The sequence below is a fragment of the Singulisphaera sp. GP187 genome, assembly GCF_900129635.1.
Taxonomy (GTDB): Bacteria; Planctomycetota; Planctomycetia; order Isosphaerales; family Isosphaeraceae; genus Singulisphaera.
In genome coordinates, this window is sequence record NZ_FSRB01000001.1 from 3,500,542 (window position 1) to 3,513,540 (window position 12,999).

Genomic DNA, 12,999 nt, shown 5'->3' on the forward strand with positions numbered 1-12,999 from the left:
AAAAGCATGATCTGACACCGTTAGTTCAGATCATGCTTTCACGCACCTGGGTCTGACGGGTTCGCCTCCGCTACTGAGTGAACGCATCCTGACTGAGTGGCATTTGAGTGCACCAGTAAGGGAGTTTGCTCCCGGCCGGAGTGACGAGCTTGGCGTAGACGCTGCCGGCGATCGAGCTCTTGAGGAATCGCATCGAGCCGTCACAGAAGACCGCGTTCACGCCCCCGGAATGGTTGCTCAAGAGATAGGGGAACGTCCCCTCGATCGTCAGTCGGTATCCGCCGTTGATGTTCTCGTACGAGCCGTCCTGATTGGCCAAAGCCCATCCAGGGCCATCAGCGTCCGCGGACGCGGCCAGACCGCCGCTTGTGCAATCCGGGGTGCTGGCACTGCCGCACACGTTATCCGAGGCGGTGAACATGCAGAAGTTGGGCAATGGGCATGCCCAGTTCGTCATCAGCCCCCCAAGACGGGTGAGCCTGTGGAACTGCCGACCAGCATGTTCTCACTCGCCAACAGAGTCGCGCTCGCCCCATCCTCGAGGTTGACCGGGCTCGTTTGAATGTCCCAGGGGTATCCCCCCTTCGCCGTCCCCAGAAACATCACCCCCAGTTTCTTGCAGGTGCTCTGATTCAGCCCCCAATTCGTCCGCTTGCCGACGTCCGGCGCCTGTGGCCCCCAGGCGGCGATCCCCCCGTTCCCGCCCGACAGATCACCATCGAACTTGTGCCCCGTCCAAGAAAGGGGCTCGGCATGCCAGCGGGCGAAGCCGCCGTTGACGACATAACTGAGGTTCCCCTGCGACGTCTGAAGCGTCGTGTCATCAGGACAAACCAAAATGTCAAGATTGGTTGACGACGACTTTAAGTTCGACGGCATTCCCTGCTTCGTCGTCGCTGAACTCAAATAATTCTGCTCATGTCTCCATGCATTTGCAAGATCCTTGCTGTCGATATACGGCAGGACCTCCACCACCCAGTTGGAAAGCATCGGGTTGTTCTTGGTGAGGCTCCCCGGCTGTGAGATCGACGTCCAGATCCAGGACGGATGGTCCGGATCAGTCGGGTCCCCCAGATTCACATCGGGATTCTCCGCGAAGGTACCGGCATTGGGAAACTTGTTGAATGCATTCAAGAACCCAAGGAGCCCGAGGCCAACCTGCCGGAGATTACTCTGACACTTCGCCCGCCGCGCCGCCGCACGGGCCGAACTTACCGCCGGTAACATTAATCCGACCAAGACCCCGATGATCGCAATCACAACCAGCAACTCAATCAGCGTAAAGCCAGCGCGAAGACGTGAACGCATGCCATCCCCCTTTCCGTGCCTGATCGGCCGGTCGCTGAACGCGACCCACACCAACCTCGAATGGGCTGTGCACTCAGAATTAAGTAAATGCATGCTAGCACTCAGTCAATCAAGAAACAACAGCATACTCCTGAGAAATGGACACGTCCTGGAACGTGGGGAATGGTGCGGTTCGATCGGGTGTTCAAAAATGTCGCAAGGTTACTGTTTGCAGAAGTTCGTTAACCTTACAGCGGTCTGCCGTCGCGTGGCGCACGGAAATCATGGGGAGAGGCATCGACCCTGGATCTCAGAGCAGGCAAGGAGTCAGAGGATTTCTTGGGTGGATGGCCAGGCAACTTGGTGTCCGTGAGGGCCCAGCCACCAGTGAGTGACGCGAGACCGAACCATCGAGCGACCCGCGTGGAGCGTACGGAACGCCACTTGTCGCTTCGCGACTACGGCCAACAAGAGGTCCGGGCGGCCCATAAGCTTGGGCTTGTGGCCCATGCGCATGAAAACACGGGAGATCGAACACATCTCGCTGATCCCGACGGGTGCTAACCCTCAGACAAACCAATCCACCGGCCCTGTAATTGGGCAGGACCGGAAATCGTACCGTTGTCCGACGTCTGCTCCGTGACATCGGAGAAGCCGCCCCGCATGGAGGCGATGGTACGGACCTGACGGGTGAGGGTAGCCTAGCGCCGCCCGATCTTGCCGCCCGTCGGGCAGGGACTTTGCAAGAGGTGTAATAAACGGGTATGGTGCGGAGGTGGGGGACAACGGTCACGTTAGCCAGCACGCTCCTGTGGGGAGGGGAAAGCCCCCACAAGCACGTGGGCATTTCCTGCTCATGTCAATACCTCCGAAGCGGCGAGGTCGACCTTCAATGGGTGGAGAAGCCTATTTCGTGGCCCCGGACGCATGCCCGCGCCGCTCGGTCTCCGATCACGTCCAACAACTGACCGCGACGGGGTATCCTTGCCGCGAGGAAGCGGACGAATGGGGACACTGGGTGGTGTTCGACGGTTTGGAATCGACCCTCAACTTCACGGTCGAGGAGGGCGTCGCGGTGTTTGCCACCTTCGAAATGGCGGTCATGAACGACCCGCCCGAATTGTTCGACGCGGTCGAGCGGGCATTCGCCGAGGCGGGCTGGGAGACGGGACCGGTTGAGGAGGGCTGATGGGTCGCATCCGTGGATCCGATCCGCCTCGGAGACGGATGGCCGGATTGACGCTTGCTCACAGCGGTTTGCCCACGCGGTTATTGGCCGGAGGGCCCACGCAAACTTGTCGGGATGAACGAGAACTCTCTCTAAAGCTGTGGCCTCATCGTCCTGACATGCTTCCTCGATGTTTCGAGGCGAGAAAAGTTTTCACGAGTTTCGCCTCTTGCTCTGACATCTTCTCGCTCTTCAATAACTCTAGCTGGGGGGCCAACTCCAGTCGTTGCCACTCTGGAGTATCAGGCAATTTCTCCGCACTTCGGGCAAGGCTCTCGATATAAGCAATCCCTTCTGCTGATTGACGTTGGCCTTTCCGAAGTTCTTCCGCACGCCGTTCAAGAGCAAGCGCCTTGCGGGCCGCGAGATCCGCAAACGGCATTGGCACATTCCGTGCGGCTTTGATCCAATCTTGGGCTAGGCGAGCGTGAATTTGTCGCTTTTCCGATCCCTCTGCCCACTGCTTCGCCTCGTTTTCTTCCTTTTCGGCGGCTGCCAGACATCCCTTGAGTCTACGTCTGATCTCACGTTCCCGTGCCCTCTCCCCCTCAGCAGCCCTCAGGAATAACGCGATTTGATCGCTGATCACTTGATCGGCGATTTGAAAGCGTTTCTTCCTCTCCGGCAACGTGACTCGTGTCATGTATCCAGCGATTAACGCGGTAATGATCAAAAGCCCCAACACCGACAACTGTGGACGAAGTGGGCCTAAAGGCCGTCGCTCGCATTGAACGCGAATCGCTATGGGCACGAGGGGTATTCGTAGACGCATGGCCATCCTTCCTTGAGTTCGAGTCCCAACCCTCGCTCCTAGACGAGACATTCTGTGTTCGACGCAAAGCCGGTCAAGATTGATCGCCCTGGATCATCGCGCATCTTCCTCAAATCGAGCGATCCATCGCAAGCCCGCTTACACGATTCACCGAGGCAGGTTGCGGGATTGTCCGCAGCATTCCGCCACAGAGCAAACATCGACTCAACCTCCAGTGGACAAAGTCCCTTCCAATGTCGCGGCAGCCTCGCGTCTGGGTATCTCAGGAAACGCGATTTCGGATGCGATTCTCTGAGTCCCAATGCGAACTCTGGACCGATCGTGTGGGTCCATCATTGTGGGATCCCCTGCTGCCACGCCGACGAGTCAAACGGGATCGAGCCAATCGGAGTGCTAATGCCGACGCTGATCCTCTCACCACGATATTCCGACGACTCGATCAAGCTGCGGCGAGCGGCCATCGCCCTCGGCTGGGACGTGATGCGGCTGGCGAGTTGGCGGTGCCCCGAGGACTTCGAGCCCGAGGAGCCGGTCCTCTTCGCCGAACCGCTGTTCAACACGGCGGTCGCCGAGTCGCTTGGGCTGTCAGTGATCGAGCCGCCGGAAGACTTTCTCATCAAGCTGCCTCGGGAGTACGTCGGAAGAGCGGTACGCTTGATGACCGCCGCAGAGGCCCGGACACTCCCCGGCCCGGTGTTCCTCAAGCCGCCCAACCAGAAGTCGTTCCCGGCCAAGGTCTACGCCAGCGGCTCCGAATTGACCGAGATGCCCGACGACGACCCGGTTCTGGCTTCCGAGCCGGTCGAATGGATCGCCGAGTTCCGCTTTTTCGTGCGGGACCGTCGGATTCACGCCTGGTCCCCCTACTGGCTGGACGGAGTCTTGGCCAGGGGCGGCGACGAATGGGTCATCGAGCCCGAGTTGGCGGCGACGACGAGGGGCCTGATGGACCGACTGCTCGCCGACCCCCGCGTGGATCTCCCGCCCGCACTGGTCCTCGACGCTGGGGTCATCCGAGGCGTCGGCCCTGCGGTCGTCGAGGCCAACGAAGCGTCGGGGGCGGGAATCTACGGCTGCGACCCACGGGACGTGCTGGAGGTTCTGCAGGCGGCAACCGTCGTCAATCCAGGCACATGTGGATTGTGACGATGCCCTCGTGGGTGGTCGAAACGATAATGGGGCGGGCCGGCGGGCTCCAGTAACGGAAAACCCGCCCGAAGGAGTGGGACGGCGAGTATGGCGAGGACAACCGGGAGATCGGCTACGTCATCAGAGGCGAGTCCATCCCGCAAGCCGAGGCAATCGAGTCGATCGAGACAAGCGTTACGCAGAGCACATCGCCGCCCACTCTGAAGACATTGAAGAACAGGTCCGCATCGCCAAACGGCTGCGGAATCCACACGCCGAGGCAACGACGGGGGTCGATCTCCAGGTCCCGGCCATCATGACCTACCTGGAGAGGAACGGGCTGGTATTTCACGGGCTCCGAATCCGGAACCCATGAAACACAACCATTTCTCTTATCAACCAATGCTTTATCGATTCAGCATACCGGCAAGATCAAGGGTGCCTGGTCTGCCGATCCATGAGGGTCGTGCTGAGGACGTCACTCGCGATCGCCTGGCGGGAGGCCACGAAGACCGCTCGGCTCGGTCCGGACGGGAACGTTTCCGGAGAGGTCCAGTCGAGCGGAAATTCTTCGTGGTTCGGCTGCGTGGTCGGGACGTAGACATGCGGAAAAAGACTTGTCAACTTCTCGAACAGCCAGCGCCGGGTGGGTCGGCAACCGGTACCCGAAACCGCCTGCGTCGGATCGCGGCGACTTTCCGAGACGCGGCGGATCTCAGCCAGATCACCGAAGGAGACACACGTTTCCAGGAGGAGCATCCCGGAACATTTTTCGGCCAAGAACTCGATCGCACGCACCGGGTCCGCGAGGTGGTAGAGCAACCCGTAGCAGTGGACAACTTCAAACGGCGGTAAGTCTAATTTCGGATCTTCCATGTCGAGGAAGCGAACATCGGATTCCGGAAACCGATTTTTCAGGTGCCGGAGGTTCTCGTCGCGTGCCTCGGTGATCGTGACCTGGCAGTCTCGGTCCAGAAAATAATTCGAGTGATCCCCAATACCTGCGCCCACCTCGAGTACCGACTTCCCACCCACTGGCAGCAGCAGGCTGGCGAGGTGCTCGAGACGTCGAGCATTATGGCGGAGGTAACCGCTAGAGTGAAAGCAGTGTCGGGAGCGATCCGCCCAAGAGATCTCTAAGCCTGAGCGACGGATGAGCTTCCGGATTAGTGAGGATGTCTGACGTTCCATCATCTTACTCGTCTCGATGGTGTGAATCCATTCCGTTGCACGTTGTCAACACCATGCCGGAAACCACCTTAAGAATGGTTCTGCAAGAAGCTTGAGCTCTCGACATGGTTCTCCCCCGTGAGAGAGGGAGTCCCTTTATTACATATCCTGCGCATCCATGCAAGATCCTAACCTCCCGCTTCCGCCAGCCAAGTTGGCGATCTGCCATGGATTCTTTGAGCATCGTGCAATTCCATTCCTAGCCAGCAAGTATCGCCTTAGGACACAACGAGTTGCGTTCAGCCCGCAACCCGCCGCGATGAGGTGAGGCGAGGAATTCCCGCTTCATTGGAGGCTGTAGCAAGGATACCGGGATCTCGTTTCTCCCGCGAATTTCGGCCTCCGGGGCAGACAGGCGGCCCGGTTTCCTTGCGACAGACTCACAGGTCGACACTGGAGCAAAGGCACCGGGTTGGTGGATCCGGGGCACCCGGTAACGTGGCGACAGTCTCGCCGAATCGGTATCCCAGAGGTAAACCGCGATCGCGGAGTGCCCCAGGGAGGTGGACGGAAGCGTCCCTCACCTCTTACCGTCCTGAATCATACTAACGAGTATCGCAAGTTTTTGGATTGCACCCTACAAGCATGTCACGTTAAAACACGTGAATCCGACCCATCGAAGACATGAGCCGAGGAGAAATCGAATCATGAGCGATGCCATCGTTACGGCTTTCATCGATCGGTTTCCGGATGCCTTCAGTGAGGGTGATCCGAAAGTGATGGACAAGAAAGTCGAGGCCGGCAACGTGTTGGTTCTCCAGTCCTTGTATCGAGCGATTGCACAGGGGAATTTTACGGCTTTTGTGAACATGCTGGCCGAAGACGTCGGCATCGAGATCCTCGGAACATCGACCGTACCCTATCTCGGCTCTTGGCAGAGCCGTCAGAAGGTGGCCGAGGCAGTCCGGAACAACTACGCGATGGTGGAGGAGCAGCAACCCGTTTTGCAGTCGGTTGTCGCCCAAGGGGACACCGTGGTCGCTGCGGGGTGCGAACGGGGCCGAAATCTTGTGACCGGCCAGAGATACGACATCCAATGGGTGCAGTTTCATACCTTCCGCGATGGAAAGCTCATCCGCATGCGTCAACTCGTCACTGACACACAAAGCTGATCATCCAAGCGCATCAAGGCACCCGGCCTGACAGATCCACTTCGTCTCCCGATCCCATTGACGCTCAGAAAACGAGCTTCGTCACAACTCACCCGGCGCCCGATTTCGGGTCCATTCCCACCCTCACGACAAGGTGGTTTCGTCCCCAGCGTTCCTCGCGGATTGGTTCTGGAACGACCCCAGGACAGGGTTTATCCTACGCATACCAATCTTAAAAAAGGAGGGGAAACCGGATGACCGGAATCGACGATTCCGTGGCGGCATTTATTGAGGCAGCATGCGCTCCGCTCGACTGCGGCCACACTTCGGGAACTCTCGACGAGGCCCAAGCGATTCTGAGCGCACAGCCCGAAGTCGCGGGCCACAACATCTTCGCCGCGGCCGTGCTTGGGGAAGTCGCCACCGTGCGCAGGTTTCTCGCAATCGATCGCGGCAACGCCACGGCGAAGGGGGGCCCGCGCGGTTGGGATCCGTTGACGTACCTTTGTTTCTCGCGCTATCTCCGACTCGACGCCGCGCGTTCGGACGGGTTCGTGCAGACGGCGACCGCGCTGCTCGATGCCGGCGCCAGCCCGAACAGCGGCTGGTTCGCACGCCACGAACAGCCCAAGCCCGAGTGGGAAAGCGTCCTCTACGGCGCGGCGGGGGTCGCCCACCACGAGGGGCTGACACGCCTCCTCCTCGAGCGTGGTGCCGATCCCAACGACGGCGAGACTCCGTATCACGCGCCCGAGAGCGATGAGATGGGCGTGCTGAAAGCCCTGGTCGAGAGCGGTAGACTCAACGACGAAAGCCTCGCCACCCTCCTCCTTCGCAAAACGGACTGCCACCACTTCGAGGCGATCCAGTGGCTCCTCGAGCAGGGCGTCGCGCCAAACCGACTGACGCACTGGGGCAAGACGGCGTTGCACAACGCCCTCCTCAGCGACAACGCACTCGAGATCATTGAAGTGTTGCTCGATCACGGAGCCGACCCGGCGATCCGCGGAGACTCGGGGCACGGCCGCCGAGGGCCATCCCGATCATCGGTGGCTCTCGCGGCGCGAAGAGGCCGGGCTGATGTGCTCGACCTCTTGGAACGACGACGCATTCCGATCGAACTGCACGGCGTCGATCGCCTGATTGCGGCATGTGCCCGAAGCGACGACGACGCCATCCGTTCGCTCACGAATGAGGAACCAAACCTCGTCAGCGAGTTGATCGCCGAGGGGGGCGAGGTGGTCGCGGAGTTCGCCGGCAACGGGAACACCGAAGGCGTTCGAAGGCTCCTCGACCTGGGTGTTGGTATCAGCACATTGCACGCGCCGGGCGACGGCTACTTCGGTGTCGCGCCGAACAGCACGGCGCTTCACGTGGCCGCGTGGAGGGCTCGGCACGACACCGTGACGTTCTTGATCGGCCGAGGTGCGACGGTTGATGCACCGGACGGTGACGGTCACACCGCACTCGCGCTCGCCGTGAAAGCGTGTGTCGACTCGCACTGGACGCATCGGCGCTCGCCCGAGTCGGTCGCCACGCTGCTGCGTGCGGGTGCATCGGTGGCAGGGGTTGCCTACCCATCGGGCTATCCCGAAGTCGATGCCCTGCTCGAATCCCATGGAGCACACCAACCGTGATCCAACCCGACGAACTCAAGCGAAACGAATTGTGGAAGTGGTCGACCGGGATCGGTTCGGAGGCATCGGATCTCTTCCGCGGGGCGGTCACCGGTGATCTGGAAGCGATCGCACGACTGGTCACCAAGGACCCGTCTCTCGTGCAAAACAACATAAAATCATGCAATCATTTTCTAGTTTTATTCTGAAATATTATCATCCGCCGCACGTCCAAATTCTCCTGAAACGAAACGATCGAGGCACGACGACGTCGTGAACGCGCATGGCCGAAGCGACCGATCCCACGGATTTAATGACCGTTGAGGCCATCCGAAAACGCCCTCTTATGGACGTTGACGATGGCCTTTTCGGGTTGTTCAAAAGATGCCTTTGGCCAGATTCACGAGAAACTCAAGCTCCGCCGCAGCCCGAAACGCGGACGGAACGTGATCGTCGCCCTGATGTCGGTCATTTACCCGAATGTGGTCTGGGGAGGCTGCATTAAAACGCGGATTGGAAGCTCGGAGCTGCCGGATATCATCTCACGTCTCGTGGCCACGAACGTCCTGAGTTGGATCGACAACCATCCTGAAGCGGCTCAAGAACTTGCACAAATGCAAATTTTTCAGTTTCCAGATGCTTGGTACAGTGAGTGGGGGTTGGCTTCGGACCGGATGCGGGCGGGATGCCCGCGGTCCCAGGGAACACCAGGGATCGGCATTGAAATGGAGGGACAGGGAGCGATCCGCTCCCTGTCTTCCCGCGGTGAGGACGCAGTCCAGGGCCACGCCCCTCCCAGCCGCTCTCCTTGGGAGGGACCGCGGCCCAGGTCGGGAACCCTTGACCCGCTCTCCCCATCCTAGAAAAAAAAGCGGCGGGGGCCAACCGGTTTTCGCTTGACGAGATGCGGGTTTGCCTTGTAGAGTTCATCATTCACAATTTGGTGCGCATCTTATCCAGAGTGGCTGAGGGACGGGCCCTGCGACGCCACAGCAACCGGTCTACCAATTGGTGGATGCTGGTGCTAACTCCTGCCCCAGCGTGGTCCGAGCCGGAAACGGTTCGACTCGCAGATGGGACAGATAAGATAGTCTTCGGTGATGGCGTGCCTAGCCACGTCTCTCGCCAACGACCTGCCTTATCCTCACTTCCATCTTCTCTTCAGTGACTCTGGATGCCGCGCACCGGGACGCCCACTCGCTTTATTTGAGGGGTCGTTCGTCCTCGACTCTCCGTCCTTATTTGGACTCGCCTGACCGCGAGTCGGGCCGGAGTTACAGGAGAATCGCCGGTGTCTGGAGAATTCGTCAGCGGGCTGAAGTGTCGTCTCTGCGGTAAGGTCTACCCCAAGGAAGCTCTCAACTTCTGTACCGAGGACTTCGGCCCGCTCGAAGTCGCGTACAACTACGAAGCGGTCGCGAAGTCCTTCACCAGGCAGGCGATTGAATCACGCCCCAGGACGATGTGGCGCTATCGCGAGCTGCTCCCCGTGGACGGCGAGCCGACCGTCGGCCGACACGTGGGCGGCACCCCCTTGATCCGGGCCGACCGCCTCGCCAAGGCGCTCGGGCTCCGCGAGCTCTATATCAAGAATGACGCCGTCAACCACCCTTCGCTCTCGTTCAAAGACCGCGTCGTCGCCGTCGCGTTGTCGAAGGCGGTCGAGCTTGGGTTTGAGACGGTCGGATGCGCCTCGACGGGCAACCTGGCCGGCAGCGTCGCGGCCAATGCGGCCGCCGCGGGATTGAATGCCTACGTCCTGATCCCCGACAACCTCGAGCAGGGCAAAGTCCTCGGCGCCACGATCTACGGGGCCAAGGTGATCGCGATCCAAGGGAATTACGACCACGTCAACCGCCTCTGCTCGCAGATCGCCTTTCGGTTCGGCTGGGGGTTCGTCAACGTCAACCTCCGCCCGTTCTACGCCGAGGGGTCGAAGTCGATGGGCTTCGAGATCGCCGAGGATATGGGCTGGCGGATCCCTGACCAGGTCGTCGTGCCGATGGCCGGCGGCAGCCTGATCGGCAAGATCTTTAAGTCGTTCAAGGAACTCGAGCGACTCGGCCTGGTCTCGGGGCCGGTCAACACCAAGATGTACGGAGCGCAAGCCACCGGCTGCAACCCGATCGCGAACACGGTCAAGACCGACGCACTCCGGGTCAAGCCGGTCCGCAACCCGGACACAATCGCCAAGAGCCTCGCGATCGGCGACCCGGCCGACGGCTACTTCGCCTCGCAGTTGATCCGCGACACCGGCGGCTGGAGCGAAGACGTCGATGACGACGCGATCGTCGACTCGATGCGGCTCCTGGCCGAGACCGAGGGGATCTGGGCCGAGACCGCCGGCGGTGTAACCGTCGCCGTGGCCCGAAAGCTGATCGCCCAAGGCAAGATCGACCGCGACGCCTCGACCGTGCTCTGCATCACGGGCAACGGCCTCAAGACGCAAGAGGCCCTGATCGACAAGATCGCCCGCCCGGTCGTCATCAAGCCGAGCCTGGCGGAATTCGAGGCCCTGGTCGGGGCCGAGTCGCCGGAGCTGGTCACCACCGAGGCCTGACCTGACCTCAGCCGCCGCTCGACACCCTCCGTAGAATGAGGAAGGTCGTCCGTCATCCCACGCGGGATGACGGACGCCGTTCGCCCTCACTTGAATGTCCGCCGTGCCTCAACGCCTTTATTTCAGAAGCGAAGGATAGGAACTATGTCGGTCGTTACGATCCCCACTCCGTTGCGTCCTCACACCGGCGGCCAAGCCCGGATCGAAGCCCAGGGAACGACCGTGGCAGAAGTCCTCAGCGACCTCGGATCGCGGTATCCCGAATTCCAGAAACGGATCTTTGACGGCACCGGGGCGCTTCAGCAATACGTCAACGTCTACGTGAATAACGAAGACATCCGTTACCTCGACGACCTGGCCACCCCCGTCGTCGAAAAAGACGTCGTCGACATCATCCCGGCGGTCGCGGGCGGCTGAGCAATCGGCTTCGGCCGAATACTCAGCGGCAGCCGCCGATTCGATTCGGTTCGGTTCGATTCGGGCCACATCCCCTTCCTCGAGACTCCCACACGGATCGACGATGGGGGATGAGCCCGGATGGCCCACCCTGCCCTGCTCTCCGGACCAGGCGAGGCGAAGTACTTCGACACGCCATCCTCAGCGGACTCGTGAGCTCCCGGCCTCTGGGTTCGCGTTCTTGACCAAGGCCGTATCCTGGGGCAGTGAACGCGACAGCGAATTGTCATCGTTCCATCTCTTCAAGAGCGCGCCCCCCTTTAGCGGACGACCGCGACCAGGAATTTCCCAATGTCTTCCGACGTAGCCGACCCGCTCGATCGCTATAGCCGTCAGGTCCGTTTCCCCGCGCTCGGTGAGGCGGGACAACGCAAGCTGATGGCGAGCCGGGTCACGATCTGTGGCTGTGGCGCCCTCGGCACCGTCCTGGCCAACCACCTCGTTCGTGCGGGGGTGGGCCATATCCGGATCGTCGATCGCGACTTCATCGAGACGCACAATCTCCAGCGGCAAATCCTCTTCGACGAACAGGACGTGGCCGACAACCTGCCCAAGGCCGAAGCGGCCGCGCGTAAGCTGCGTCAAATCAACAGCGCAGTCACGATCGAGCCGGTCGTCACCGACATCGACCACACCAACATCCTCGACCTGGTGGGCGATGCCGACCTGATCCTCGACGGCACCGATAACTTCGAGACCCGCTACCTGATCAACGACGCGGCGGTCAAACTCAACAAGCCCTGGATCTTCGGCGGCGTGATCGGCAGCGAAGGCCAGACCATGACGGTCATCCCGGGCAAGACCCCTTGCATCCGTTGCCTGATCGAAACCAGCCCGCCGCCCGGCATGACGCCCACCTGCGAGACGGCCGGCGTGCTCGGTCCGGCGGTCGCCGTGATCGCCTCGTTCGAGGCCGTCGAAGCGATCAAGCTGCTCAGCGGAGCGCACGATGCACTCAATACCGAGCTGATCATGGTCGACCTCTGGGAGTGGTCGTTCCGCCGCCTCAAGGTGGCCGGCCTGCTGGGCAAGGTCGACTGTCCCTGTTGCAATCAGCGCAAGTTCGAGTGGCTCGACGGTGCGCTCGGCTCGCACACGACGACCCTCTGCGGGCGCAACGCCGTGCAGATCGCCACCCGCCGCTCGGAGCCCCTGAACTTCGCCGAGATGGCGACGCGACTCGCCGCCCTGGGCGAGATCCGGCACAACGCATTCATGCTCCGGTTCGCCACCGAGGGCCATGAATTCACCGTCTTCCCCGACGGCCGGGCCATCATCAAGGGAACCAACGATATCGCCAAGGCGCGTTCGCTTTATGCCCAGTTCGTCGGGAGCTGACACTTCCGGACCAACCCAGGAGAACGCGACCGTCACAAGGCCGGTGCTGGGTCCTGACGGTCGCCTCTCCGGGGCAGCAACGTGCAAACATGTCGAGTATTTCCCAGGGGCTTGCGCCCCTGGCTAAGAACGGCCGCCCCTCCAGGGCTGTAACACACACATAAGATCATTTTTTTCATAATACGTTCTGCCCCCTAGCTAGGCTCGGCCGCCCATCGGAGCCACGGCGACCCTGCCCCTTGGCAAGGCCTCGCAGTCGTACTTTCCCTGACCATCCCGAGTCGCTTCAACCA

11 protein-coding genes and 1 riboswitch are annotated in these 12,999 nt (G+C 60.8%); of the genes, 7 read left to right on the top strand and 4 right to left on the bottom strand.

From position 1 onward, the window contains the following. Nucleotides 1–70 precede the first annotated feature (70 nt). Together BUS42_RS42715 and BUS42_RS13680 are read right to left on the bottom strand one after the other, a co-directional pair. On the bottom strand, nt 71–457 hold the full coding sequence (locus BUS42_RS42715) for a DUF1559 family PulG-like putative transporter (RefSeq protein WP_143206323.1): 387 nt from the start codon (nt 455–457) through the stop codon (nt 71–73). Then, nucleotides 457–1,308 carry a DUF1559 family PulG-like putative transporter gene (locus BUS42_RS13680; RefSeq protein WP_143206324.1) on the bottom strand — a complete coding sequence of 284 codons (852 nt, stop codon included), beginning with the start codon at nt 1,306–1,308 and terminating at the stop codon, nt 457–459. Before BUS42_RS13680 ends, BUS42_RS42715 begins: the two co-directional genes overlap by 1 nt. A gap of 871 nt (nt 1,309–2,179) precedes the next feature. Here BUS42_RS13680 and BUS42_RS13685 point away from each other — a divergent pair. Further along, complete coding sequence (locus BUS42_RS13685) at nt 2,180–2,476, top strand: hypothetical protein (protein WP_074307385.1); 297 nt, start codon at nt 2,180–2,182, stop codon at nt 2,474–2,476. Between the two features lie 145 nt (nt 2,477–2,621). Here BUS42_RS13685 and BUS42_RS13690 read toward each other — a convergent pair whose 3' ends face one another. After that, a complete protein-coding gene (locus tag BUS42_RS13690; protein WP_143206325.1) occupies nt 2,622–3,266 on the bottom strand; it encodes a hypothetical protein in 645 nt (214 codons plus the stop codon). Between the two features lie 417 nt (nt 3,267–3,683). Here BUS42_RS13690 and BUS42_RS13695 point away from each other — a divergent pair, with 417 nt between their 5' ends. Continuing rightward, on the top strand, nt 3,684–4,433 hold the full coding sequence (locus tag BUS42_RS13695) for an ATP-grasp domain-containing protein (protein ID WP_074307387.1): 750 nt from the start codon (nt 3,684–3,686) through the stop codon (nt 4,431–4,433). A gap of 414 nt (nt 4,434–4,847) precedes the next feature. Here the strand turns inward: BUS42_RS13695 and BUS42_RS13705 are convergent, their stop codons facing one another. Further along, nucleotides 4,848–5,582, bottom strand: a complete 735-nt coding sequence (locus BUS42_RS13705; RefSeq protein ID WP_410001706.1) for a class I SAM-dependent methyltransferase — start codon at nt 5,580–5,582, stop codon at nt 4,848–4,850. Nucleotides 5,583–6,292: 710 nt separating this feature from the next. Between BUS42_RS13705 and BUS42_RS13710 the strand changes: the two genes are divergently transcribed. From BUS42_RS13710 to BUS42_RS13735, 5 genes are all read left to right on the top strand, one after another. Beyond that, a complete protein-coding gene (locus tag BUS42_RS13710; RefSeq protein WP_074307389.1) occupies nt 6,293–6,757 on the top strand; it encodes a nuclear transport factor 2 family protein in 465 nt (154 codons plus the stop codon). A gap of 233 nt (nt 6,758–6,990) precedes the next feature. Beyond that, nucleotides 6,991–8,373: an ankyrin repeat domain-containing protein gene (locus tag BUS42_RS13715; protein WP_074307390.1), complete on the top strand. Its 1,383-nt coding sequence runs from the start codon at nt 6,991–6,993 to the stop codon at nt 8,371–8,373. Between the two features lie 928 nt (nt 8,374–9,301). Then, a riboswitch (SAM riboswitch) is annotated at nt 9,302–9,441 on the top strand. 202 nt (nt 9,442–9,643) lie between these two features. Then, complete coding sequence (thrC, locus tag BUS42_RS13725) at nt 9,644–10,912, top strand: threonine synthase (protein WP_074307392.1); 1,269 nt, start codon at nt 9,644–9,646, stop codon at nt 10,910–10,912. Nucleotides 10,913–11,056: 144 nt separating this feature from the next. Beyond that, the gene (locus tag BUS42_RS13730; protein WP_074307393.1) at nt 11,057–11,329 is read left to right on the top strand and encodes a MoaD family protein; all 273 of its coding nucleotides are present in this window, start codon (nt 11,057–11,059) and stop codon (nt 11,327–11,329) included. A gap of 330 nt (nt 11,330–11,659) precedes the next feature. Next, nucleotides 11,660–12,706, top strand: coding sequence for a ThiF family adenylyltransferase (locus tag BUS42_RS13735; protein ID WP_074307394.1), 1,047 nt, complete (start codon nt 11,660–11,662; stop codon nt 12,704–12,706). The last annotated feature ends 293 nt before the right edge of the window (nt 12,707–12,999 follow it).